The following is a 26015-nucleotide window of genomic DNA, read 5'->3' as shown; positions in this document are numbered from 1 at the left end:
TGTTATTAAGATCGGATTTTTTGTCTTTTCTTCCAAGTCACTTCATTGCGCAAATAAACAGGCTCAAGCTCTTCAGCGGTCACTGTATGACCCTGCTCCCATAGTGGTACTGCCAACTGCGCTATATCCCGAGCCTGAATGAGGCTGGCTTGATCAACGGCAGCCAATAACGCCCCTTCAAAAGCCTCATAATGTAATCCCGGGCCCGCCCCATAGATCGGAGTACAAATCTCCGATTTCTCTAAAGACAGCAGAACCTCCTCCGGGTTCTGTACCGCCTCCGGGATCAAGCTATCGCAGGGAGAGTCACTGGAGTAAATCCCCCAATATACTTGTTGCATGCGAGCATCCAGCATTGCCACGATGGGTGACTGTCCCCAGTCCGGGTGCGATCGCCGAGCTCCAAGTGCTAGGGCTGCGAGGCTGGAAACCGGAACCACCGGTAGATCTGCAGCATAAGCCAACCCCTGCACACTACTAATTGCTATACGGAGACCAGTAAATGACCCCGGCCCGCGGCTGACAGCAAGAGCATCCAGGCCTGCCAGCTTTATGCCGGCTTCTGCGAGAACTTCATCCACCATTGGCAAAAGGCGACGGGTGTGATCGCGCTCTGCCTGTACAAAACGCTCAATCAGCTGGCCATCAGATATGAGAGCCACAGAACAGGCGCCCGACGTTGTATCCAGGGCAAGTATTTTCACAGCGTTCTTAATCCTGGTCATAAAAAAGGGAGGGAATTGTGGCACGGGAGCGGAGGGGAGTCATGCCCAATATCGCAACCCGCAACTAAAAAACCCCGGACTAACCGGGGTTTATGAGGAGCCTGCCAAAGTTCACATCGTTGAGCCCATATATATGACCCTAGGCGGCCTTTTTCGGTGGCCGACCTCGACGGGCAGCACCAGCCTTCGGTGGACGACCGCGACGGGCTGGAGCCTTCTTAGCAGCTGCTGTCGCAGTCGCTTTCTTGGGTCGTCCGACTCTTTTTGCTGGCTTAGCCGCTGAAGTTGCCTTCTTTGGACGGCCGGCTTTTTTCGCCGTCGCTGTAGCGGCCTTCTTGGGGCGTCCGGGCTTTTTCGCTGCTGTGGCCTTGGCTGCAGGTTTCTTCTTGGCCTTTTGAGTTTCGGCTTTTAATTTGGCTTTAGCCTTCTTCTCTAACTCTTTAACTTTAGCGGCAGCTTTCTTTGCAGCTGCTTTAACCTTAGCTTCAGCCTTCTTCTCAGCAGCCTTCAATTTCTTGGCATGAGCCTTTTCTTTGGTTTTTACCCAGCGTGTTTCAAATGCCTTGAGTGCGGCAGCTAACTCTTTATCTGCTTTGCTGGAGAGGCTCTTAGAGAGACTTTCCACCTTTTCTTTTGCAGCAGCTTCAGCCATATGTACGGCATCCATAGCCTTAGCTTTGGCAAGATCCATCTTTGCCGCTGCCAGCTTGGCGCGCAAATCCTTTGCCTTACTATTGGCACTGGCCAGCGAAGTTTTCGCTGTTGCCGCATTACTTTTCTGCGCTCGAGCCTTAGCCTTAGCAACACGGTCCATTTGCGCATCCAGCGATTTGGTCGCTGAATCTACCGCCTTCTGCGCTTTCACGACCGCTGGCGACGCTGCGGTCGCACTAGTTGCTCGTTTCGCGCGTGTACCTTTTTTTACTACTCTTGCCATCCCTTGTCTCCTCACTGAAAGAAGAAGTACATCCAAAAGTGTGCCGGCAGCATTGCCTTTTAGCTATCGAATAAAAACTGGAATCGGCCGTTTTTATTACTTATGCAGAGCGCCGCACCGCCTATTTCGATACAACTTTATCAAAGTTAATAAAAATACCCGGCATTGCAAGTAAAAAAGCGAAAAATGAGAAACTTTTTATAAAAAAAGTATATTTTTCTTATCAATTTTCACTTTTGGGTCCCGTTTTAGCACTTTGGTAGAAATTATTTTGTCCCATTGAGCTTAGTTTGCACAATTTCCGCAAGCGCCTCTATATGATCCTCACGCAAATTTAATGCAGGAATATATCGGTAGTCACTGCCCCCAGCACCAATAAAATTAGCGCGATTCTCTACCGAAATTTCTTCCAATGTTTCCAGGCAATCCGCAGAAAAAGCCGGGCAAATTACATCGACACTACTAACTCCTGTTTTACCCCATTCAATAAGGGTCTTATCGGTGTATGGCTGTAGCCACTCTGCCTTACCAAAGCGCGATTGAAATGTGACTTGCCACTTATCCTCACTGATTTCTAGTTCATCCGCTAATAACCGTGCGGTTTCCATGCAATGGCGATAATAGGGGTCCCCCTTATCAACATTGGCTTTTGGGATACCGTGAAATGAAACTAACAATTTTTCCGCTGGCCCTGCTTTTTCCCAGTGTTCTTTTACTGAATTGGCCAGGGATTTTATGTAGAGCGGATTTTGGTAATAATCTCGAATCAGAGAAATATCCGGAATATCGCGACTATTGCGAAAAATTTGCGCCACCTGATCATAAATTGCTGCAGTTGTGGTAGCCGAATATTGGGGATATAGGGGAAGCACTATAAAAGACTCGAAACCTTTCTCGCGCAGGGTTTCTATGGTGTTGTCGAGGCGGGGCTCACCATAAGTCATGGCATATTCAACAGCGACATCGCAACCTTTTGCTTTTAAACGCTGCTGCAACAGCTCTGCTTGCTTCTGCGTATAGTAGAGAAGCGGCGATCCTTCCACTTTTGTTTCATCTGCACTGCTATTCCATATTTCCGCATAGGCAGGGGCAATACGTTGTGGACGAAAAGGCAGTACCAAGCAGTTCAATATGGTCAGCCAGATTGGCCGCGGTATCTCGACAACCCTCGGATCTGAAAGGAATTCCCGCAAAAAACTTCTTACTGCTGTAGGTGTAGGCTCAGCTGGAGTACCTAAATTCATCAAAATTATTGCCGTAGACATAAACCGCCCCGTTAGAAATCTAATCCTTTCAAGAAATCCTGCCAGTTATCGGGCAGGGAAGAGCGCATACTGCCAGGCCAATACCGCCGTGATCAACTCGCTCAATATCACTTCTGGAGATACAAAAAAGCCCCCAAGTGGGGGCTTTTAAAAAATGTTAGCGATGATCTCAGCTGAGAGCTTCCAACACTTTCTCGCGAATCTCATCCATACCGCCAACACCCATTACCTTGCTGTACTTGGGAGCCGCTTCAGGAGAGCGTGCTTCCAGCTCGCGGTAGAAGCCTACCAGTGGTGCCGTCTGCTCGTGATAAACCGCCAAACGGTTGCGAACAGTTTCTTCAGTATCATCTGTACGCTGGATCAGTGCCTCGCCAGTCACATCATCGACACCCTCAGCCTTGGGCGGGTTGTATACGATGTGATAGACGCGACCAGAGTTTTCATGAACCCGGCGGCCCGAGAGACGCTTTACGATTTCTTCATCGTCAACAGCGATCTCCAGAACATGATCGATATGTACATCGGCTTCCAGAAGGGCTTCAGCCTGGGGAATGGTGCGAGGGAAGCCATCGAACAGGAACCCTTTAGCGCAGTCTTCCTGGGCAATGCGCTCCTTAACTAACGCAATGATCAGGTCGTCAGAAACCAATTTTCCCGCGTCCATAACATCCTTGGCCTGTAGGCCAAGAGGGGTACCCGCCTTCACCGCAGCGCGAAGCATATCGCCGGTGGAGATCTGCGGAATGCCGAACTTCTCTGTTATGAATTGAGCCTGAGTGCCCTTGCCGGCTCCCGGCGCGCCCAAGAGAATAATTCGCATGTTCAGTAAGCCTCCAATACTATCGACGAACCAAAAGCCGCCGCGCTAAAAGAGCGCTACCTTACACTCACACCTCAGATTGGGCAAGATTGCTACCGATACCCCCACAATCCATACAAACCACAGAGTACTAAAAGGGGCTCAAAGCTCCGCTCTATGTAAGCCTGTTAAGATCCCTAGCTATCAGTACCGGGCTCCCGCCGAACTTTGGCCTTATCCCAAAGTCTGTCCAGTTCCTCCAGCGTTGCCTCTGATACTTGCCGACCTTCACTGTGTAAACTGGACTCAACATAACCAAAACGCCGCTCAAATTTCCTGCTACACCCCCGCAAAGCTACCTCAGGATCAACCTTCAGGTGGCGGGATGCATTCACACAAGAGAAAAGCAGATCCCCCAGCTCCTCCTTTGCATGCTCCGTATCCCCATTTGTCACAGCCTCTCGCAGCTCTGCAACTTCTTCCTCAATCTTATCAAGGACACCATCAATATTGGGCCAGTCAAAACCGACACGGGAGGCGCGCTTCTGTAATTTGGCCGCACGCGTCAAAGCCGGAAGACCCACAGCTACTCCTGCCAGGGTTCCTGCATCCCCTTTGGCAGTGCGTTCGGCCTCTTTAATCGCCTCCCAATTCCTCTTTACTTCAGCTTCATCAAGAGCTTCGGCAGAGCGGTCGCCGTAAAGGGTTCCACTTGGAAAGACATGGGGATGCCTACGCACTAGTTTGCGTACCAAAGTGTCAACAATCTGGGGGAAATCAAAGTGGTCTTTCTCACGCCCTAACTGGGCATAAAAAATGACTTGGAAGAGCAGATCTCCGAGCTCTTCGTGCAGGTGCTCAAAGTCTTCCTGCTCAATAGCCTCTGCTACCTCATAGGCCTCTTCAATCGTAGAGGGGACAATACTGGCAAAGTCCTGTTTCAGGTCCCAAGGGCAACCGCCCTCAGGGCTGCGAAGCTGAGCCATCAAGTGGAGGAGGTCCTCCACAGAGTAATTCTTTTCCACGTTATTCCTTACTCAACGTTCAGCGCAGAATTCGCCGCTTTGCCGCTGCCACATTGGGCAGTTGATTGATCCGATGTAAAACTTGGCTCAACTCTTCAAAGTTGTGGATCTCAGCAGTCACGATCATTTCTACCGTATGCTTGTTCTTATTAGAGCGGGTTTGCATAGCGGTAATATTAATTTTCTGACTGTCCAGCATCACCGTGACATCCCGCAACAGGCCTTGGCGATCGTAGGCTTCGATCATAATTTCTACGGCGTAAAGTTCACGGGGTTTTTCCGCCCAACTTACCTGGAGTACCCTTTCAGACTCCTCAACCTGCATACGCAGCATATTTGCGCAGTCTTTACGATGTATAGAAACCCCGCGCCCAAGGGTGATATACCCCATAATTTCATCGCCTGGAACGGGGTTACAACAGCCGGCAATGTGGGTGAGCAAATTACCCACTCCGTCGATATAGACATCTGCCTTGCCTTCTCCCCGGGCAACTGGAGCCGTCAGCGATGGTACCCGAGGCACATTGTCGACCTTCACCATTCGCTGGGCTGCGTTGAGAACCTGACCCACGCCTATATCACCGGCACCCACTGCCGCATAGAGGTCCTCTAGGGAATGCATGTTGAGCTTGGCTGCCAACTTATCGAAATCGAAATCACTCAGCGCCAGCTGCTTAAATTCCCGGTCGAGAATACTGCGGCCATCGGCGATATTCTGATCCCGAGCCTGCTGCTTAAACCAGTGAATAATCTTGGCTCGGGCACGAGAGGTAGTGATATAGGCCATGCCCGAAGAGAGCCAATCGCGACTCGGCGCTTCGAGTTTTCCTGTGAGGATTTCAACCTGATTGGCTGTCTCCAACCGATGGTTGAGCGGCACGATTCGGCCATCTACTTTAGCCCCACGACAACGGTGACCAATTTCTGTATGGATCTTGTAGGCAAAGTCCAATGGTGTTGCACCCCGAGGCAGGTCTACAACATGACCGCCGGGGGTAAATACATAAATACGTGAATCTGCCTCACTGGAGCGCAAATCATCTTGTAGTGGGTTACCTCCCACCTCTTCATGCCAGTCAAGCACCTGACGCAACCAGGATATTTTTTGCTCGTAGCTATCTTTACTCTCGCTCTTAAGATCAGTGCCCTTGTAACGCCAGTGAGCACAAACACCGTATTCCGCCTCTTCATGCATAGCAAAAGTTCGGATTTGAACCTCGAGCACCTTTCGCTCGGGGCCAATTACAGCCGTGTGCAGAGAGCGATAACCGTTTTCTTTGGGGGAGGCGATATAATCATCGAATTCATTCGGTATGTTGCGCCAGAGGTTGTGCACTATACCCAGAACCGCATAGCAATCCCTTACTGTTGGGACAAGAATACGCACTGCGCGAATATCATAAACCTGGGAAAAGCCGATATTTTTCCGGCGCATTTTCCGCCAGATACTATAGATATGCTTTGCTCGCCCGTAGACATCACCTTCAATATGGGCGCGCTCGAGTTCAGAGCGCAATAGCTCCAATACCTCATCGATATACTGCTGCCGAGCCAATCTTTTCTCATCTAGCAAGCGAGCAATCTGCTTGTAATCTTCCGGCTCAAGATAACGAAAAGATAGATCTTCTAATTCCCATTTGATATGACCAATTCCCAGGCGGTGGGCAAGGGGTGCATAAACATCGGCTACTTCACGAGCAACTCTCTGGCGTTTAGCCGGCTCTGAGTTTTTTGCAGCACGAATAGCACAGGTACGCTCAGCGAGTTTGATCAAAGCAACTCGCACGTCGTCGACCAATGCCACCAGCATACGCCGGATATTCTCTGAATGTTCCTCTACCGCACCACTCGGGCTCTCTTCTCCGGTATCTGCGCTGCGACTGCGAATCGCAGCCATACGCAAAACACCACGAATCAACTTGGCAACTCGCTCACCAAATTCTTTTTCCACTGCTTGCAGTGACAGGCGTTTTTCACGTACGGCACGGTACAGCACCGCCGCGACAAGTGCTTCTGAGTCTATTTGTAAGTCGGCGAGAATCTCAGCCATCTCAAGGCCAGTGGCAAAACTGCTAGCGCCCTCAGCCCAGATATTTTCCGCCTCAATTGCGCGCTGTTCTGCCTCGGCACTCATCTCAGCTGCGCGCCGCAAAGTTACTATCGCAGAACCATCCAGGCCCGCGAGTTTCTGTACATGGCGCAACCAGGATTCAAGGTCGAGTTCACCTTCTCCACCAAAGGAATGATGCTTTCTTACTTGAACCATGTTTTAACAAGAGTCATTTGTGTTATTGGCATAATTTTGTCGTTACCTGGCTTAGCAGCACATTTACTCAGTGCTCATGCTGGATTAAGCGCTTCTCTATCATAGGTTTGAACTCACCAAAGTCCATGATTTTCTGTATACATTTCAATAAGCTGCGCGAAAATCAGCAGTTTTTCGTACCAATTTGAGTGGGAGGGTATAAGTCTTGTCCAGCTTGTTGACCTTTTAACCAACAGTAAACCTGCAAAACCAATGCCTATAGAAAACTAAAATTGTGATATTGGGGAATATCGAGAGAAGTGAACAGGTTGCATTTGTTACTTAAAAGTGAATTTCTCCACCTCTACATGAACACTAAACAAGGCTTTACCGAACTTTACAAACTATCAGTTTTTTGTATTTACTAGCTTAGTTATTGCTTTTTTTAACTGGCAATGCACATATAGCAAGAGGATTAAAGGATCCCTCCAAAAAAAAGGGGCAAAAGAGATGATTGTAAATTGATTGGGGAATCACTTTACAAAGCTGCGAGTTTCACAAAGTTTTTGCTAGTAGATATCAGGCACAATGCTGGATTTAAAGTACTTTATTTCCAGCATTGATCAACACAATAAGATAAACTAGAGAATAAAAATAAGAACTATTTTGGGGAGGCAAAAAGTCCTGAAGATAAATAACGATCTCCACGATCACAGACAATTGCAACAATCGTCGCATTTTCTAGATGCGCAGACAGCCTTAAAGCACCGGCTACCGCCCCTCCAGAGGAAACGCCACAAAAGATACCCTCTTCTTTCGCCAACCTGCGAGTCATATCCTCAGCTTCTCGCTGGTCCATATCCATGACGATATCCACTTGCTCAGGAACAAAAATCTTAGGTAAGTATGCCTCCGGCCAACGGCGAATTCCCGGAATACTGGAGCCTTCAGTTGGCTGCAATCCAACGATTTGAATATCGGGATTTTGCTCCTTCAAGTAACGCCCGCATCCCATAATGGTACCGGTTGTACCCATTGAGGAGACAAAGTGAGTCACCGTTCCATAGGTCTGCTGCCAAATCTCTGGACCGGTTCCCTCATAGTGAGCCAGGGGATTATCGCTATTGGCAAACTGGTTCAGTACCAATCCTTTTTTATCCTCTTGCATTTGCAAAGCTAAGTCCCGCGCACCCTCCATACCTTCTTCAGCGCTAACCAATATCAACTCAGCGCCATAAGCTGTCATTGAAGCCTTGCGCTCCTCGGTAGCACTGTCGGGCATAATCAATATCATTTGATAGCCCTTAATCGCTGCAGCCATTGCCAGGGCAATTCCTGTATTACCGCTGGTCGCTTCAATCAGGGTATCTCCTGGAGAAATATATCCTGCAGCTTCCGCATGGTTGATCATTGAAAGTGCCGGGCGGTCTTTTACCGAACCCGCAGGGTTATTGCCTTCCAGCTTGAGCAAAACAGTATTACTGGTATCACCTGGCAGGCGCTGTAGTTTAACCAGCGGGGTATTGCCTACGCAGTCAGCAATTGTTGGATAATCCATAATGCAATAAATTCCAGAAAAATCTCGCGGGGCCCAAGTGTACAGCAAGCGTTACTATGCACTAAATACCATCTACTTTGGTCTACTCCCTACCCAGGTTATTAAGGGAGATATACCTGAAGCGGTATTATTCAGATGGCTATGCCGCGCTATCTAATCTTAGCAAAGTGAATCCTTGAGCCTCTAAAACGCGCATATTGTGACAAAAAAGAAGCGTTTTCTGATAAGTGAATGAGTGCGCTCAGATGTACATAACGGTAAAATGAGGGAAAAATAATCGTACAAGGCCCCTCTTAACATGGCCCCAGGCAACCCTATTCTCTCAATCGAGGAACCAGAGCAACCTCGATCCTTACGAACCCTGGTATTTCGCCTTACTGTAGCACCCGCACTAATTCTGTCCTTGCTCCTCGCTCTCGTTTTCACCCTGCAGCAAATGCACGATCGTCGCCAATTACTATTAAGCCACGGTCGAGCCAGCGCCGAACAGCTAGCTGAACTAATTGAGATGAGCGGGGGCCATCCAGCTGAACTTAGAATGGAGTGGCTGCGTAAAAGTTTGCTGGCGCTAATGCTGGAAAAAGATATGGTCAGATCTGTTCATGTCTACTCCACCGAACCCAGCCCCAAGCTAACCCTAAACCCCAGCACCGGACTCAGCTTACTGGCCAGTGTCGGGCCGCGTCCACGCACCCCCATTAGCAGGGACACCCTTAACAAGCGCGAACCCTTTATTTTTGAAGATGATGAGACCCTTCAGGTTTTACAGCCATTGAAAGGCGATATCACCACCTGCTGGATAAGTATTGAGCTACATCGCCCCTATTTCCTGGTGGGAACTTACCAAGTTTTACTCGTAGGCTTGGTGGGGTTGATTCTCTGTACCCTAGCCGCGCTGGCCTGGTCGGTCATCATGTCTGAGCGCTTTGCTCACAGCCTGATTAGAATGGGGCATACTCTGGAGGCGATTGGCAGAGGTGAGTTTGGTCGACGCACCCATGAAACGGAGAATCGAGAACTCGCTCAACTGGGAAACCAAATTAACGAGATGGCTGAAAGCCTGTCCAGTTACCAACAGGAATACAAAGCCAACTTGCTCCAGTCTATGGATGACCTGCGCCAATCCCTGGACTGTATGGAAGAACAAAATATTGAGCTGGACTTAGCACGTAAAAGGGCGCAGGAAGCAAGCAGGATTAAATCGACGTTCCTAGCCAATACCAGTCACGAGATTCGCACACCTTTAAATGGCATTATCGGTTTTACCAACCTGTTGTTAAAAACTGGAATTGATGAGCTACAGCAGGATTACCTGCAAACCATTTTACGTTCATCGGAAAACCTGTTGACTACCATCAACGACATCCTGGACTTTTCCCGCATTGAGTCCGGCAACCTGGTCCTTGACCATATCCCTATGGACCTTGGCTTACTACTTGAAGAGACCCTGCAAATACTGGCCCCAAACGCCTATGAGCACCATCTGGAACTGGTGCCCTTGATCGATTCTCAACTCCCTCCCACTTTAATCGGAGACCCGTTACGAATTAAGCAAATACTTACAAACTTGATCGGTAACGCGGTGCGCAGCTCAGCAAATGGCAATATCCCTGTGCGCTTGTCAGTACATAGCATTAATAACTCAGAACTTGTACTCCGTATTTCGGTTACCGGCCTGGGTAACCGTATTGACGAGGCTGGTCGCCGTGAAATTGAGAACATCCTCACTAGCAAGTCCCCACAGCTCACCCAACAAATCAGCGCAAATGGTTTAGGGATGTCTATAGCCCGCAGCCTAGTTGAGAGAATGAGCGGCTGTACAGGTATTGAAGAAACAGCCAATGACGGCAACACCTGTTGGGTGCAAGTTTCCCTCCAGGCTGAACGTAATCGAGGCATGTATCCGCGTATTCAATATCCTGGCTGCCGAATTTTACTTGCAGACCCCAACCCAGTTACACGGACCCAGGTAGCCCAGCTACTCAGCCAATGGCAAGTGGAGCCCATAGAACTCGGCGATACCGATACTCTGCAACCGGCAATCGAGCAAATGTGGCGGCACGATGCCCTACCGGATGCGGTTATTATCGATACAGCTACTGCCAAAGGTGATTTTGATAATTTCAGTAGCAAAGTGCAGTCGCTGGTTGATACCTATCAGTGCCGCGTGATCGTACTAGGCCCACCCGCTGAATTGCGTCGCTGCTACGACCAACTGCGCACCCGCACTCTCACTTTCCTTAGCAAACCCGTCACCCGGGACAATTTGCTGCGATCCCTGAAACGAGCGGTACCACAGCAGGGGCAACAGCGGGTTAATGGCGGGGTACAGGCGCTACCGTGGCCTGCACCACCGCGTGTGTTGGCAGTGGATGACCACGCGGCAAACCGCCGACTGGTCGGCGAACTTCTGCGAGCACAAGATGTAGAAGTCGTTATTGCAGCAAGCGGCGAAGAAGCTCTACAGCTCTGGCAGCAGGGAGCTTTCGACCTGGTATTTATGGATATTCAAATGCCCGAGATGGATGGTATCGAAGCTACACGTCTGATTCGTGAGCAGGAGACCGGCCGCCGTACTCCAATCATTGCCCTCACCGCCCACGCTGGCGCCGAAGAAAAAGCACGCCTGCTGTCTGCGGGACTGGACGACTACTTAAGCAAGCCTGTTAGCGAGGCCCAGCTCTCCCATATGATCAAGCGCTGGCTTAAGATCATCACTCCCCAGGCCGCAGAAAAAGTGAAGATTGAGGAGATGCGTCTGGTAGACATTGGCGAATGCCTGACCCTCGCCAACGGCGATGCCAAGCTGGCCAGGGACATGCTGCGCATGTTGATTGACGGTCTCAGTTCAGATGAGAGAGAACTGGAAAGGTTGTACAACCTTGGGGATTACAAAGGCATGTTCGAACTCACCCATCGCATGCACGGTGGCTGCTGCTATTGCGGAGTTTCACGCTTGAGAGAATCAACTTGCGTGTTACAAGAGGCATTGCGCACTATCCAAGGCTCCGATGCCCAAGCCTTTGACCAGCGCAAACTCAATGCTGTTCTCAGGGAGATCCGGGCCCTGCGCGAGTGGGCTTCTGAACAGGACTTGGATGCGCTCTTTGGACTGGAGGTAGTTGCCTAGCAGGATTCAAATACAACGAATGCCAGGGCCGAGTCTTTTTCATCAGACAGGCTGAGGTGGATTCTGTCCACACCAAGTTTTTCGGCCCTCTCCTCAGCTGCGCCCGCCAGCACCACCTGCGGTGCAGCTCCCTTGCGGCGACGGACATCGATGTCTTGCCAGGAAACCCCTTCACCAATCCCGGTACCCAAGGCCTTCGCTACCGCCTCCTTCGCCGCAAACCGCTTGCATAGGTAAGCTGCACGAATGGGCCCAGCCATCCCATAAAAGTCCTCCCTCTCACCAGCACTGAGGATACGCTCAACAAAACGATTGCCAAAGCGCTGCCACGCAACTTCTATACGGTTATAGTTACAAATATCAGTGCCAATACTTACTATCATTTTTTTCCGTAAACCTGTCGAAAAAGTTCTCGGCTCTGTAAGGGCTTGTCCCCCAGGACTCCCCGCAACAATAAGCGTGTTAGGCGCTTTGCCGGTGCCAAAGCCTCACTGGGCCAACTGCCCCCCTTCATAGCGCTATCCATAGCGAACAGTTCCACACCTGAAAAATCAAGTTCTCCCAGGCTCTCATCACTGGAGCGGTGGACAGGAATTAAACCCCGCTCGACATCCAAGCGATAAATCCCCTCTTCACTTACAGGGCCTCCTTGCGGGCCGCAGATATTGAGAGATGGACAGGTACCTAGCTCAAGTAACAGCTGTAATTCAAAACGGCGCAGTGGGCCTTCAAGCTCAGAATTGGATAGCCCTTCAAGTAGGGAGAGAGACTCCAACAGACTTTGATAAGCCGCGAAAAGTGTATAGTGCGCCTCACCCTCGGGAAGGAGCCTTACCATCAGCTCATTGGCATAAAGGCCCGCATAAACCGCTCGGCTCTTGAGCCATAGTGGTACACCAACATTTTCGACTGGACCGAGCGTTTTAAGTGAACCCGCTCCCATCAATGTGACAAGCAACGGGGTGAAAGGCTGCAACGCTTGTTGGCGGCGCTGCTTGTCACGGCGGGCTCCACGGGCGACACAGCCCAGCCGGCCGTAATCAGGAGTGAAAAGCTCCAGGATCAAACTGGAGTCTTTATAGGGCCGCGAATGGAGGATATATGCGGGTTGAGGCGGTTGAGGCGTTTTCATAGGTTCAGGGGAAATTACCCTGATGATTACTCGTCTCTATAACCGAGACTGCGCAGAGCCCGCTCATCATCAGACCAGCCAGATTTCACCTTCACCCACAAATTGAGCATTATCTTGCTATCAAACAAGCGCACCATATCTTCTCTAGCCTGGCTGCCAATCTGTTTGATTCGCTCGCCCTTATTTCCAATGATGATACGTTTTTGGCCTGCCCGCTCAACCAAAATAGCAGCGCTGATATGCAAGACCTTACCCTCTTGGGCAAACTCCTCTACCTCCACAGTAACTTGGTAGGGAACCTCGGCACCCAATTGACGCATAATCTTTTCGCGAACAATTTCTGCTGCGAGAAAGCGCGAGCTGCGGTCAGTCACTTGATCTTCGGGGAAGAAATGCTGCCCCTCAGGCAAGTGCTTCAGAATAACCTCTTCCAGAGTATCCAGATTTACGTTGCGCAAGGCTGATATGGGTACAATTTCAGCTTTTGGATGCTCCTCAGCCAGGGCTTGTAGCTGGGGCAGTAGATCAGCTTTATTTTCGAGCTGGTCCACCTTGTTCACGGCGATAATTAATGGGCATTTAATACCGCGCAGCTTGTCTGCCACCAACTGGTCTGCCTCACTCCAACGAGTGCGCTCTACAACAAACACCACTACATCCACATCCCGCGCAGCACTAGCGGCAGCTCGGTTCATATAGCGGTTAATCGCTTTTTCTTGATCGGAGTGCAGACCCGGTGTATCGACAAAAATAATCTGGTTTGCACCTTCGGTTTTAATACCGAGCATATTGTGGCGGGTGGTCTGCGGCTTGCGCGAAGTAATCGCGAGTTTCTGCCCCAGCAGGTGGTTCAACAGTGTGGATTTTCCCACATTGGGGCGGCCGACAATCGCGACATAGCCACAGCGAGAAGGTTGTTCGCTCAAGAAATTTCTCCGAAAGAGTTGGAGGTCTCCGGGAAGCCCCGGAGCCAGAAGCGCCCCCAGTGATACAGGGGGCTATCATTACGATGCGGGAAATGGATCCGGCGCGTCGTTTCTATTGTAAGGTTAGTCCTGCCCGGTGAGGAGCTTATAAGCTTCCACCGCCGCAGTCTTTTCAGCATTACGGCGACTACTGGCTTCGCCTTTTACGGGCTGTGTAAGGCCACTGACACGGCACTCCACTACAAAATGCTGGGCGTGTTCAGCGCCAGAAACATCTACGACTTTATATTCCGGCAGAGGTTTTCTACGCGCCTGCAGCCACTCCTGCAAGCGGGTTTTGGGATCCTTCACAGTCTCTAATGATAGGCCCTGCAAGCGCAATGCAAACCACTCAAGTACCCGGGCGCGCGCAGCCTCCAAACCGGCATCCAGATAGATGGCCCCAATAAGAGCCTCTACGGCATCGGCCAGAATCGATGCCCGACGAAAGCCGCCACTCTTCATTTCACCTTCACCGAGGCGCAGGCAATCGCCAATTTCCAACTCCCGGGCAAGTTTTGCCAGGGTTTCACCGCTAACCAATTGTGCCCTCAAGCGGCTCAACTGCCCCTCGCGCCCGTTGGGGAACTGCTCGTAAAGTGCCGCGCCGATAGTGAACCCGAGTATCGAGTCGCCGAGAAACTCCAGGCGCTCATTATTACGACTCCCATGGGATCGGTGAGTAAGAGCCAACTCAAGCAGCTCGGCCTGATCAAAATCATGGCCGAGGCGCTTGCAAAGGCGTTCCAATAAAAGATCAGTCACGTTTGCGGAATTGCTCCAGATCGATCAGCGCATCACAGCAAAGCTCCGGCTTCGCAGTGTCGAGCTGTTTATTAAACTTCATCACAACATCTACGTTGTATATCAGCGGCTGGCGCAGTTCGTAATTGATGCTCACCACAGATCCCTTTGCGCCGCGAACTACCTGCACAGATTTAGTGGGTTCTCCGCGCACATTGTTAACCTGGAAAAAACGGTTCAGCTCTTTTTTGATTTGACCCGTGGTCATATTTTCCAGGTTTGGGTTTTGACCGAGGCTTTTTAGCCCTTCGTTAACGTAACGAGCATCTACGTAGGCCGGTGCCATCTTGGACACACAGGTCAAAGCAAATCCCAACAGCGCGATAATCAGCAGCCAACCCCAGTAGCCCATACCGCGCTGCTGCTGCAGTGAAAGGTTGAGTTTACTACCCATAACTATGCCCTCTATCCTTTATAAATAACCGGGCTAACGCCCGGCTGGTTTCTTTATTGGATTGAGCCTACACGCTTAAAGCTGGGCAAACTGAGCAACTTGTCCCAGTGCATCCAAATGGCGAAAGCTTTGCCGACGATATCCTTCTCTGGGACAAAGCCCCACTCCCGGCTATCGAGGCTGTTATCGCGGTTATCGCCCATCATAAAATAATGCCCTTCCGGCACTACCCCACTAAAGTTACTGTACTGCCTGGGGCGGACACTTTTCTGCATCTCATGGCGATAGCCATCGAGATCTTCCCACATGACTTCTGTTTGCGGGTTACTCGGCGGGATAGCCCGGATCAGTTCTTGGCGAGCCATTTCACCGTTGACATAGAGCACATTGTTCTTCAGTTCTATCTTGTCACCGGGTAACCCAATCACCCGTTTGATGTAGTAAGTATCGTTATTGTGGGGTGGAAAGAACACCATGACATCGCCGCGCTTGGGCTCACCCACATCCATTACCTTGGTTCGGGACACTGGCAAGCGCACACCGTAGGCATACTTGTTGACCAGAATAAAGTCCCCGACTTCCAATGTTGGAATCATTGAACCTGAAGGAATCTGGAAGGGCTCGACAATAAAAGAGCGCAGAACAAATACGATCGCCAGAATCGGGAAGAAAGACTTCGCGTACTCGACAACGATCGGATCTTCTTGCTGGTCCCCGACATTCTTCTTGCGTTGACGGGCGAAAAACAGACTGTCAACTAACCAGATTCCGCCACTAATCACAACCAACCACAGCAGAATCAGAGGTAAATTTATATCCATTACTTTTCTCTACTATCCCTTATTTTTCGTCGTGGCGCAGGGCCGAAGCCCTACTGATCCACCTTCAGTACCGCCAGGAATGCCTCCTGCGGCACTTCAACACGGCCCAACTGCTTCATTCTGCGCTTACCCGCTTTCTGCTTCTCCAGCAGCTTCTTCTTACGAGTAACATCACCACCGTAACATTTGGCCGTCACGTTTTTGCGCAGCGCCTTCACCGTGGTTCTCGAAACCACCTGACCACCAATAGCCGCCTGGATCGCCACATCAAACATCTGACGGGGAATCAGCTCTTTCATCTTTTCCGCCATTGCGCGGCCTTTCTGCTGCGCATTATCGCGGTGGACAATCAGCGCCAGAGCATCCACCCGGTCACCATTAATCAGGATATCCAGTCGCACCAACTTGGCCGCTTCAAAGCGGACAAAGCTGTAGTCCAAAGAGGCAAAGCCGCGGCTTACGGATTTGAGACGGTCGAAGAAGTCCATAACCACTTCGCTCATCGGCAGCTCATAGCGCAGGGACACTTGTGAACCTACGTATTGCATGTCCTTTTGAATACCGCGTTTTTCCACACACAAAGTGATGACGTTGCCCAAATACTCCTGAGGTACAAGAATATTCACCTCGGCAATCGGCTCCCTCATCTCTTCGATGGAGCCTACATCGGGTAAGCGCGATGGATTATCTACCATCACTATCTCACCGTCTGACTGCTCAACTTCATAAACCACGGTCGGCGCTGTGGTAATCAGATCCAGGTCGTATTCCCGCTCCAGACGCTCCTGGATAATTTCCATATGCAGCATGCCGAGGAAGCCACAACGGAAACCAAAGCCCAGGGCATCGGATGTTTCTGGTTCGTAGAACAGGGAGGCATCGTTCAGCGACAGCTTCTCCAGCGCATCCCGGAAAGCCTCATAATCGTCTGAACTAACCGGGAACAAGCCTGCATAAACCTGGGGCTTAACCTTCTGGAAGCCCGGCAGCATATCAATGTCATCGGCGCCCTTAGCATGGGTCAGCGTATCGCCCACAGGAGCGCCATGAATATCCTTGATCCCTGCCACCACAAAGCCCACTTCACCTGCGCGAAGCACACCGGTTTCGTGGCGCTTGGGTGTAAAGATTCCCACGCTGTCCACAACATGGGCACGACCGATAGATTTGGTGACAATCTTTTCTTTGGTTTTCAGGGTGCCCTGGACAACACGCACCAAGGAAACAACGCCCAGGTAGCTGTCAAACCATGAGTCGATAATCAGCGCCTGTAGAGGAGCATCGACATCGCCTTCCGGCGGTGGTACCAAGCGCACCAGATCTTCCAGTACATCCTCAACACCGAGGCCAGACTTAGCACTGCAACGAGTCGCTTCGGCGGCATCGATACCGATAATATCTTCAATTTCTTCGGCAACCTTTTCAGGGTCTGCCTGGGGCAAGTCCATCTTGTTCAAGACAGGGATAACTTCCAACCCCTGTTCAATGGCTGTATAGCAGTTGGCAACCGACTGGGCCTCAACGCCCTGGGCGGCATCTACCACCAGTAGCGCGCCTTCACAAGCTGCCAGAGAACGGGACACCTCATAGGAGAAATCCACGTGTCCGGGGGTATCAATAAAGTTCAGCTGATAGGTCTTACCATCGCGCGCTTCATAGTCGAGCGTCACACTCTGCGCCTTGATGGTAATCCCACGCTCGCGCTCGAGCTCCATGCTGTCCAGCACCTGTTCAGCCATCTCCCGATCGGAGAGGCCACCACAGTCCTGGATAAAGCGGTCAGCCAGGGTAGATTTCCCGTGGTCGATATGGGCAATAATGGAGAAATTGCGGATATGAGAGAGATCTGTGGCCACTGCGGAATAAAAACCCTTGCAAAATCAAATGATTAGCTGGCTATAGTGCCAACTGTGTGGCGCAAGTCTAACAGAACTCATGGACAGAGGTGAGAGCTAGGTGGCCCAATGGGCCACCAATCGCTGGAAAGCGGCTAGCTTTCGATCTTAATTGTACGGAAAGTGGACTGCCCGGCCCGGAAGAAGCGAATCGGCAATAGCTCATCCTCCGGCAGATCCTTGACGACAGTTTTGTAGTCACTAATGTCGCCAACTTCTTCAAAACCAAGTTGCGCGATGATATCACCACTGCGCAAACCTGCTTTGGCACCGGGCTTGCCTGGAATCACCTGCTTCACCAGCACCCCAGTTTCCACATTCCAGCGTTGCTTCAGGATATCGGGAATTTCCTCAACCACGACCCCCAGGCGCCCACCCACTCCAGAGCTGGGATTGGCTGCCACTTGCCTCGCTTCATCTTCAGAACCCGGCAGGGTGCCGACAGTGACACTCAGGCGCTCGGGTTTACGATTGCGAATCAACTCCACCTGGGCCTGTGTACCCGGTCGAATCTGGCCTACAACGTGCGGCAGGTCACCAAAAACCCCTATCTTCTGACCATGGAAGCGCAAAATGATATCACCGGGCATAATTCCCGCTTGAGCTGCGGGCGACCCAGGGCTCACCTGATCGATCAGGGCGCCGGCGGGCTTACCAAGGCCCATGGCTTCCGCCATATTGCGGTCGACATTACTGATTCCCACTCCGAGCCACCCGCGATCCACCCGTCCTTTTTCTTTTAACTGGGCAACCACATCCTGGGCAAGGCTTGCGGGAATAGCGAAGGAGAGCCCGATAGAACCGCCACTGCGGGTATAGATCTGAGAGTTGATACCCACCACTTCGCCATCCAGGTTAAACAGCGGGCCTCCGGAATTTCCGGGGTTAATTGCAACATCTGTCTGGATAAAAGGAACGTAATTCTCGCGGCTCTCATTGGGGATACTGCGCCCCATCGCACTGACGATCCCGGCGCTTGCGGAGTAGTCCAAGCCGAAGGGAGAGCCAATAGCGACAACCCATTCTCCTACCTGCAGTTCTTCGGAATCCCCCCAGCGTACTGACGACAGGTCTTCCGCGTCGATCTTTAACAGGGCCAGGTCGGAGCGCACATCCTTGCCGATAACCTGCGCCTCGTATTCGCGACGATCAGTCAATGTAACGGTTACCTGGTCCGCACCATCGACCACGTGATTATTGGTTACGATATAACCGTCTTCAGAGATGATAAAGCCGGACCCCATACTCGCTACCGGGCGCTGCTGGCGCTGGCGCGGCTCGAAAAGGTGGCGGAAGATATCAGGAATTTCCTGTTGAAGCTGCGGCTGGCTGCTGCGACTAGTGCGGTTGCGATCAACCGTGTTGATTTTGACGACTGCCGGTGAGTTATCTTCGATTAACTCCGTAAGTTCGGGTAGTCCGCGGGCACTGGCAGCCCCGGAAACCAACAGACAAAGAACCAGTAGATATTGTGTACAACGTTTAACCATAGGTTTGTTACCCCTAGTGATCCCTTCTAATATGAAACCATTGGATTTTCGAGTCCTTTCAAGGGCGAGCCTTGGCTTGTCCAGCCCCTTAGGGACTCTCAGTAACGACTTAGTGGCGATCTAGTCACCAAAGTTCTACAACAGACTGTAAAACTGTGTAAAGAGTTAACGATGTCCGAAATGCGCCCGCGCCCAGAACGCGGTCAGTTTCACCTGCCCACCGAGCTCTACGGCCAAAGTGTTTTGGGCGCCCCTCTACTCTATTTTCCCGCGCAAACCGGCACCCACCACGGCCTCATAATGGCCGGCACCCACGGAGATGAAGTCGCCGCAGTCGTCGCTCTATCCTGCGCGTTGCGGGCCCTCGCCACTAATTCATTGAGACATCACGTAATCCTCGCTGTCAATCCGGATGGCTGCCAGCTGGGCACCAGGGCCAACGCGCGCGGCGTAGATCTCAACCGCAACTTTGCCACTGCAAATTGGGATGGCAGTGGCAATGTCTACCGGTGGAACAGTGCTGCGGAAAAACGCGATGTTAGGTTAAGTACAGGTGATAGCGCCGCCTCTGAACCCGAGACCTCTGCACTTTGCCAGCTGTTTGCAAAGCTGGGACCGACCTGGACCGTTTCCATTCACGAGCCCCTTGCCTGTGTCGAGGACCCCAGCAACAGCCCTCTGGGCATGCAGCTTGCCAGTGATTTCAAGCTGCCTCTGGTTGGGGATGTGGGTTACCAGACCCCAGGATCATTCGGCACCTGGTGCGCAGAACAAACACTGCCCTGTATTACCCTTGAATTCCCCCCAATATCAGCTGATGCGGCAAGTGAAGACTATCTGCAAGCGCTAATCGATCTGCTGACTTACGACCAATAAACTCTACCCGCCTTGAAAAGCAGAGGGGGCTCCACATCGCTGGCCAGCCAGGTGGGCCCATCCAGGTCCAGAAAGCTCGCTCGACTTCCCAAGGGCCAGGCTGCTCGGATAGCCCGAGAGGTACAAAGCATACATCCCAACATAATTTCCAGGCCGAGATCAGTCGCTTCATCTGCCAGTGCCAGGGCCTCGGTAATCCCGCCAGTTTTGTCCAACTTGATATTGACCATCTCATAGCGTTTGAGCAACTTCGGCAGATCTTCCCGAGTATGGCAACTCTCGTCCGCACAAATCGTCAGCGGGTGCTCAAAGCTCTCCAAAAATTCATCTTCACTCTCAGGAAGTGGCTGCTCAAGCATCGCCACCCCCAGCTCGCTTAAATCATGACATCTCTGCAACAAGGTCTCTTTTCGCCATGCCTCATTGGCATCAATCACCAACCTGGCATCCGGTGCTGCAGAGCGTACTGCCGACACCCTTTCTTGCACATGTTGGTCATCAAGTTTCAACTTGAGAACATCAGCTCCCGCCGTCACAGCAATTTTCGCAGCACTTGCCATTGCCTCGGGACTATCAACAACTAATGTCTGTACGGTAGGGAGAAAATCCGGAGCCGGATGTAGACGCCTCGCTTTTTTAGCCTCCCAATCTGCCAGCGCACAATCCAATGCATTTCGCGCCGCTCCGGCAGGCATACGCAACTGTAATTGCTCTCGGGTCAACCCATCACTCACCTCTTTGAGCATTGGCTGCAGCTGGTGCAAAACAGAGGCAGCACTTTCTCCATAGCGAGCATAAGGCGTGCACTCACCGACGCCAGAGACTTCACCATCACTAAGCTTCACCACCACAACCTGAGCCTCAGTGCGCGCGCCACGAGAGATGACAAATGCAGTACGTAGAGGCCAGCGCTCATCAAAACAGCGAGCCCTCATTGGCAGAGCCTCCAGGCAATAAAAGGAACTCTCAGTTTAGGCCAGGGAGACGAGGGCTAGCTGGCGAAGGCGGAGGCGACGGACTATTTCTTTTGGGAGGGCTCAATCTGCAGAAGTACAGGGGTGTAGGTGGGGTTTTGCGACTGGGACCTACTGTACCAGCGAACTCCCAAAGCACCGAAGACCAGACCGATCAAGGCACCAATTACAGCACCGGGTTCAGCGAAGAGCGAATCCCCAATCAGTGCAACTAGCACCAGGGACATCAAGGGAACGAGGTAAACCAGCAAGGCACTACTGGTCAGGGCATTCTCGGTAATACCAATTACCGCCACATCATCGAGGTGGATTTTATCTGCGGAAAAACCGTTGAGAGCTACTTTAACGCGGGTCGAAGAAGAAAACAGATCGCCCAGCAATCCGGTCCCACAGCTGGATTTGGTAGAACAGCCATTACAGGCGCTACTCTGGGTGGTCTCCACCCAGATAGCATCGGACTCTATGGCCACCACCCGACCACGCTCTTGAAGCACCTATATGCTCACTTAGCTCTTTGCGGTAATTGAGCTGGCAACACGGCGCGCTGTAGTTTCGGGGATTTCACCCACCACTGTTACAGTGTAAGCAACACCTTCAATTTCCAAGCGGTCCATATAGGCTGTTGTGGCTCCGCGGATTGCGCGGCCTTTAAAACCCTCAAGTTCTGGACCGAGGCGCTGGACAAATACAGAGAACACTCCCAGCCCGTCGCTAAACACCATCATATCGCCATCAGATAAGGGCTTGACGGACACTACCCGGAAACCATCGGGCAACCAGCCCACCTGCCAGCGGCTCTGTGAAGCCGTACACTCATTCCGATTATCGATGCGCCGGGCATTATTGGAGACCGCCTGTAGTGCGGCATCCTCTACAGGGGAGAGATCCAGTTGTACAAACTGGTAACGCTCCAGTACGCGGCCCTGGGTGCTAACCAGCATGGTCTTCAACGGCAGCCCAGTCTGTTTATCGAGACTCACTACCAAGCCCAGGCGATAGCGATCCCTCGGTCGCGCCTCAATCACAACAGCATCGCGATCCGCGATTCGCTCCTCACCCCGCAAGATAAATTGGTAGGCGCGCTGAGCCTGTTGTTGGCCCGCCGAGTTCCATGCTGTAGCACGATTTCTTGGCGAAGCACTGACATCGCAATTTCCGGCACTGCCGTGGCTGATCAACTCTCTAGGCTCACCACTGAGGTAGCGCACGCGCTCTACCTGCTCACCTTCTCGAACCGCGTGAACTACCTGCAAGGTCTCCAGGAGGCCCGCATGCTCAAAGGTCACCAGACCACTGTATTCAAGCTCAGTTACTGCTTTTGCCAGCTTGGCTAACCAATGCTCAACCTCGTTGCTACTCACTACACCCGGGCTTACCAGGCCGCTCTGCGCTGCAGGGTTGAGATTAACTACACCAGATGTCACCCCCTCTTGCGCCGGCACGGAACCAACAGCGCCTTCCGGGGCTGCAGTTGCTGGATCGACCGGTACTGCGGCAGGACTTTCCACCTCAGCCGAGCCCCCGTCTGTCATAGCAACTTCCACTACAGCTGGAGCTGCTGCGGGAGCAGTACTCATATCGAGATTGATGGTGGTGGGGGCACTGGGTTCGACCCCAGTGTCAACCTGGGCAAATGACATGGGTGCCAACAACGAGGAGGCCAACAGTAGCCCGTTGGCCTTGAGAATCCCGCTGAAAATTCGGCGCCCCCTGGTTTCGACTTTCGTCACACTACATTCCAACCTGTTCGCCGTAAGTGGCGCGAGCAAAGGGAACCATGCCCTGACTGCCCACATGAGCGGCTTGTTCTGAGTGCTGAATCATTACGCGATTCAGGTGGCGCATCAACTCGGGGGTTGGTGCCTGCTGTATTACAGCCTGTCCCACAACACCTGTGCGCTGCTCGGGTACAAAGCGGGGAGCCGCAGTGCTCACAGAGCGCGTAGAGGGAGCGGGCACATAAAAACCGGAAGGCTGCGGAGCAGACTGAACCACTGGTTGGGCTTCACGCTCAACCGATGCTATTGGCTGGCTCCCCCCCTGGATGGTGTTCTGCGGAGAATCTGTCATTTGCTGCACACCCAAAATGGCAGCAAAGGCCACCGTCGCAGCAACAGCACCACGGGACAGCGGACGCCACCAGCGATTGTTGACCAAATTGCCAGTAACCGCAGATCCCCCATTGCCGTTTTGCGACAGGGGCTCTTCCTCATCGATGGCGGCAGAAATACTCGCTGCAAGGCCGATGTCGACCGGCGCGACCTGTTCGCGGCGCATAACACTCGCCGCAAGTTGGTAACGCGACCAGCGCTCACCGAACTCTTCAGAGGCCGCGCTGGCCTTCAGAAGCCGTTGCAGCTCCAGTTCGCTGACTTCGCCATCCATGAGCGCCGAGAGCGACTCGTTAAGACGTTCCTGATGATTCCCGTGGGACATAGGGGTTAACCCTCTTGTGCAATCATTTATTCGGTGCCCACAAGCACCATATTTGGTTACATGTTATGACCGGAGTCTGAGCGGTTGGTTTCCCCGACTGGGAAAATTTTCCGCAATTTTAACCCCTGTCACCCAGTGTTTCCGGCTCGCCGGCCATCACGGCCTGGACTGTCCGGTCTATCGCCTCCCGTGCGCGAAATATTCTAGAGCGCACAGTTCCCACCGGGCATCCCATAACCTCGGCGATTTCCTCGTAGCTCAGTCCCTCAAGCTCTCTCAGCGTTACCGCTGAGCGCAGATCCTCTGGCAGTGCGCGAATAGCGCGATGCACCGCCGCTTCCAGCTGGTCGCGAAACATCTGACTTTCAGGTGTCTCGTTGTCACGCAGCAGGTCAGCGCCCGAGTAAAACTCAGCATCTTCCAGTTCAACATCGGAAGATGGCGGCCGACGACTGCGGGAAACCAGGTGATTCTTGGCGGTATTGATCGCAATCCGATACATCCAGGTGTAAAAAGCACTCTCGCCGCGAAAATTGGCAAGAGCACGATAAGCCTTAATAAAAGCTTCTTGGGTTACGTCCTGTACTTCACTGTGGTCCTTAATGAACCGACTCACTACAGCAACAATTTTGTGCTGGTACTTGAGTACAAGAAGGTCAAAAGCGCGTTTGTCCCCTTTTTGTACCCGTTCTACCAGCTCACGGTCACTCGTTGACGCCTGATGCGCTGTCATCCCCAACTCCCATATCCAGCCACACTGCGGGCGCCACAAAATTTGACTGCGGGGCCACCGGCGCAGGCGTTTCTTTTACTGTGTTGATGACAATGACAATAGGACATAAGTTCCACGTCAAATCGACGAATAATCAGGAGGCGCTATACTACGCGACCCTTAAACATAATTGAAATCTATGAATGCCCAGGCAAACTACGACGTTCTCGTAATTGGAAGCGGTGCAGCAGGCCTTACACTGGCCCTGCATCTCGCCTCCCAGTATCGCGTGGCCCTGCTCTCCAAACAGAGATTGCAAGATGGCTCCACCTGGTTCGCCCAGGGAGGCATCGCTGCAGTGCTGGATGAGATGGATTCGGTTGAGTCGCATATTGCAGACACATTAGACGCGGGTGCAGGACTCTGCCACCCCGCTTCAGTGCGCTTTACCGTAGAGGAGAGCACTGCCGCGATCAGCTGGTTAATCGATCAGGGTGTGGACTTCACCCGCGAGGAACAGGGTTACCACCTCACCAAAGAGGGGGGGCACAGTCACAGGCGCATTATTCATAGCGCCGATGCCACCGGCCAAGCGGTACACAGCACCCTGATCACCAAGGTGCTAAACAGCCCCAATATCGACTGTTTCGAACACCACGTTGCCATCGATCTAATCCGCCAGCCGGATCCAGATAAAGGCCGATTTCGCTGTGCCGGCGCCTATGTACTCAACAAGAGCAACGATGAGGTCGAGCTGATCCAGGCTAAAGCCGTCGTCCTGGCCACCGGGGGGGCCAGCAAGGCCTACCTTTATACCAGTAACCCGGACGGTGCCAGCGGCGATGGAATCGCAATGGCTTGGCGCGCCGGGTGCCGCGTGGCCAATATGGAGTTCAATCAATTTCACCCCACTTGCCTTTACCATCCCAAGGCCAAAGCCCTGCTGGTAACAGAGGCTTTGCGCGGTGAAGGCGCTGTACTCAAGCTTCCCGACGGCAGCCGGTTTATGGACCGCTTCGACAAGCGAGGAGAGTTGGCGCCACGGGATATCGTCGCCCGCGCTATCGACCACGAGATGAAACGGCTGGGGGCAGATTGCCTCTATCTGGACATTTCCCACAAAGATCCACAGTTTGTCCGCGATCACTTCCCAACGGTTTATAACAATTGCCTTCGATATGGCATTGATATCACCCGAGAGCCTATTCCAGTGGTGCCTGCAGCTCACTATACCTGTGGAGGCATTATGGTCGATCGCCATGGGCGCACAGATCTGGACCAGCTCTACGCCATTGGCGAAACGACATTTACCGGCTTACACGGCGCCAACCGCCTTGCCAGCAACTCGCTGTTAGAGTGTCTGGTTTACGCTCGCTCAGCAGCCCTGCATATCGATGAGCACCTGGGTATGGTACAGGCGCCCCGCCCATCTCCTGACTGGGATGCATCGCGCGTCACTGATTCCGATGAAGATGTAGTGATTTCCCATAACTGGGATGAGCTGCGCCGGTTTATGTGGGACTACGTGGGCATTGTGCGCACCCGCAAGCGACTCTTGCGCGCGCAACACCGAGTAACGTTGCTGCAGAAAGAAATTCGCGAGTTCTACGCCAATTACCGCATCAGCAGCGACCTGGTTGAACTGCGCAATCTCTCCCTGGTATCGGAATTGATTATTCGTTCGGCCCTGGATCGCCGCGAGAGCCGGGGGCTGCACTACTCCCTCGACTACCCCCAACTGCGTGAACTTGCTATGGACACGATTTTGGTGCCAGAGAACTTTGCCGGCCAACGCCAATTTATTTAACCGACCAATTTTTAGCCAGCTG

The 26015-nt window shown here is 52.2% G+C and carries 23 protein-coding genes; 3 read left to right on the top strand and 20 right to left on the bottom strand.

What is annotated here, in order from left to right; genetic code table 11:
- Window positions 1-5: 5 nt before the first annotated feature.
- The 7 genes from tsaB to cysM form a co-directional block, all read right to left on the bottom strand.
- Window positions 6-704, bottom strand: coding sequence for a tRNA (adenosine(37)-N6)-threonylcarbamoyltransferase complex dimerization subunit type 1 TsaB (gene tsaB, locus ACJJI6_RS00875; protein WP_475712214.1), 699 nt, complete (start codon window positions 702-704; stop codon window positions 6-8).
- A 160-nt stretch (window positions 705-864) separates the two neighbouring features.
- The gene (locus tag ACJJI6_RS00870; RefSeq protein ID WP_444897997.1) at window positions 865-1662 is read right to left on the bottom strand and encodes a hypothetical protein; all 798 of its coding nucleotides are present in this window, start codon (window positions 1660-1662) and stop codon (window positions 865-867) included.
- A gap of 266 nt (window positions 1663-1928) precedes the next feature.
- Complete coding sequence (hemH, locus tag ACJJI6_RS00865) at window positions 1929-2927, bottom strand: ferrochelatase (RefSeq protein WP_475712213.1); 999 nt, start codon at window positions 2925-2927, stop codon at window positions 1929-1931.
- Between the two features lie 169 nt (window positions 2928-3096).
- Entirely contained in the window at window positions 3097-3750 is a 654-nt protein-coding gene (gene adk / locus ACJJI6_RS00860) for an adenylate kinase (protein WP_282931972.1), read from the bottom strand.
- Between the two features lie 176 nt (window positions 3751-3926).
- Entirely contained in the window at window positions 3927-4754 is an 828-nt protein-coding gene (gene mazG, locus ACJJI6_RS00855; RefSeq protein WP_475712212.1) for a nucleoside triphosphate pyrophosphohydrolase, read from the bottom strand.
- Between the two features lie 19 nt (window positions 4755-4773).
- Window positions 4774-7020 (bottom strand): GTP diphosphokinase, encoded by a 2247-nt coding sequence (gene relA, locus ACJJI6_RS00850; RefSeq protein ID WP_475712211.1) that lies wholly within the window; start codon window positions 7018-7020, stop codon window positions 4774-4776.
- 640 nt (window positions 7021-7660) lie between these two features.
- Complete coding sequence (gene cysM / locus ACJJI6_RS00845) at window positions 7661-8557, bottom strand: cysteine synthase CysM (protein WP_475712210.1); 897 nt, start codon at window positions 8555-8557, stop codon at window positions 7661-7663.
- A gap of 298 nt (window positions 8558-8855) precedes the next feature.
- Between cysM and ACJJI6_RS00840 the strand changes: the two genes are divergently transcribed.
- Complete coding sequence (locus tag ACJJI6_RS00840) at window positions 8856-11687, top strand: response regulator (RefSeq protein WP_475712209.1); 2832 nt, start codon at window positions 8856-8858, stop codon at window positions 11685-11687.
- Here ACJJI6_RS00840 and acpS read toward each other — a convergent pair.
- The 8 genes from acpS to ACJJI6_RS00800 form a co-directional block, all read right to left on the bottom strand.
- Window positions 11684-12070 carry a holo-ACP synthase gene (acpS, locus tag ACJJI6_RS00835; RefSeq protein ID WP_475712208.1) on the bottom strand — a complete coding sequence of 129 codons (387 nt, stop codon included), beginning with the start codon at window positions 12068-12070 and terminating at the stop codon, window positions 11684-11686. The genes ACJJI6_RS00840 and acpS overlap by 4 nt on opposite strands.
- Entirely contained in the window at window positions 12067-12753 is a 687-nt protein-coding gene (gene recO, locus ACJJI6_RS00830) for a DNA repair protein RecO (RefSeq protein ID WP_475712207.1), read from the bottom strand. Before recO ends, acpS begins: the two co-directional genes overlap by 4 nt.
- A 92-nt stretch (window positions 12754-12845) precedes the next feature.
- Window positions 12846-13745: a GTPase Era gene (era, locus tag ACJJI6_RS00825; protein WP_475712206.1), complete on the bottom strand. Its 900-nt coding sequence runs from the start codon at window positions 13743-13745 to the stop codon at window positions 12846-12848.
- A 123-nt stretch (window positions 13746-13868) separates the two neighbouring features.
- Window positions 13869-14549 (bottom strand): ribonuclease III, encoded by a 681-nt coding sequence (rnc, locus tag ACJJI6_RS00820; protein WP_475712205.1) that lies wholly within the window; start codon window positions 14547-14549, stop codon window positions 13869-13871.
- Window positions 14542-14982: a DUF4845 domain-containing protein gene (locus tag ACJJI6_RS00815; RefSeq protein ID WP_475712204.1), complete on the bottom strand. Its 441-nt coding sequence runs from the start codon at window positions 14980-14982 to the stop codon at window positions 14542-14544. Before ACJJI6_RS00815 ends, rnc begins: the two co-directional genes overlap by 8 nt.
- A 53-nt stretch (window positions 14983-15035) precedes the next feature.
- Window positions 15036-15803: a signal peptidase I gene (gene lepB / locus ACJJI6_RS00810; protein ID WP_413662745.1), complete on the bottom strand. Its 768-nt coding sequence runs from the start codon at window positions 15801-15803 to the stop codon at window positions 15036-15038.
- A 50-nt stretch (window positions 15804-15853) separates the two neighbouring features.
- A complete protein-coding gene (gene lepA, locus ACJJI6_RS00805) occupies window positions 15854-17659 on the bottom strand; it encodes a translation elongation factor 4 (RefSeq protein ID WP_413662746.1) in 1806 nt (601 codons plus the stop codon).
- A 134-nt stretch (window positions 17660-17793) separates the two neighbouring features.
- Window positions 17794-19188 carry a Do family serine endopeptidase gene (locus tag ACJJI6_RS00800; protein ID WP_413662747.1) on the bottom strand — a complete coding sequence of 465 codons (1395 nt, stop codon included), beginning with the start codon at window positions 19186-19188 and terminating at the stop codon, window positions 17794-17796.
- Window positions 19189-19359: 171 nt separating this feature from the next.
- Between ACJJI6_RS00800 and mpaA the strand changes: the two genes are divergently transcribed.
- On the top strand, window positions 19360-20064 hold the full coding sequence (gene mpaA, locus ACJJI6_RS00795; RefSeq protein ID WP_413662748.1) for a murein tripeptide amidase MpaA: 705 nt from the start codon (window positions 19360-19362) through the stop codon (window positions 20062-20064).
- Here mpaA and ycjG read toward each other — a convergent pair.
- The 5 genes from ycjG to rpoE form a co-directional block, all read right to left on the bottom strand.
- Window positions 20052-20999 (bottom strand): L-Ala-D/L-Glu epimerase, encoded by a 948-nt coding sequence (ycjG, locus tag ACJJI6_RS00790; RefSeq protein WP_475712203.1) that lies wholly within the window; start codon window positions 20997-20999, stop codon window positions 20052-20054. The two genes, mpaA and ycjG, sit on opposite strands and share 13 nt — an antisense overlap.
- A gap of 83 nt (window positions 21000-21082) precedes the next feature.
- Complete coding sequence (locus tag ACJJI6_RS00785; protein ID WP_282931957.1) at window positions 21083-21532, bottom strand: SoxR reducing system RseC family protein; 450 nt, start codon at window positions 21530-21532, stop codon at window positions 21083-21085.
- Window positions 21533-21544: 12 nt separating this feature from the next.
- Entirely contained in the window at window positions 21545-22768 is a 1224-nt protein-coding gene (locus ACJJI6_RS00780; RefSeq protein WP_475712202.1) for a MucB/RseB family sigma factor regulatory protein, read from the bottom strand.
- Between the two features lies 1 nt (window position 22769).
- Window positions 22770-23474 (bottom strand): sigma-E factor negative regulatory protein, encoded by a 705-nt coding sequence (locus ACJJI6_RS00775; protein ID WP_475712201.1) that lies wholly within the window; start codon window positions 23472-23474, stop codon window positions 22770-22772.
- Window positions 23475-23592: 118 nt separating this feature from the next.
- Entirely contained in the window at window positions 23593-24207 is a 615-nt protein-coding gene (rpoE, locus tag ACJJI6_RS00770) for an RNA polymerase sigma factor RpoE (RefSeq protein ID WP_282931954.1), read from the bottom strand.
- A 178-nt stretch (window positions 24208-24385) separates the two neighbouring features.
- Between rpoE and nadB the strand changes: the two genes are divergently transcribed.
- Window positions 24386-25993, top strand: a complete 1608-nt coding sequence (gene nadB, locus ACJJI6_RS00765) for an L-aspartate oxidase (protein WP_413662753.1) — start codon at window positions 24386-24388, stop codon at window positions 25991-25993.
- Window positions 25994-26015: the final 22 nt, after the last annotated feature.

Source organism: Microbulbifer maximicatervae (SeqCode), from assembly GCF_056232625.1.
Note: the sequence above shows the minus strand (reverse complement) of the source record. Positions and strands in the feature narration are given on the sequence as shown.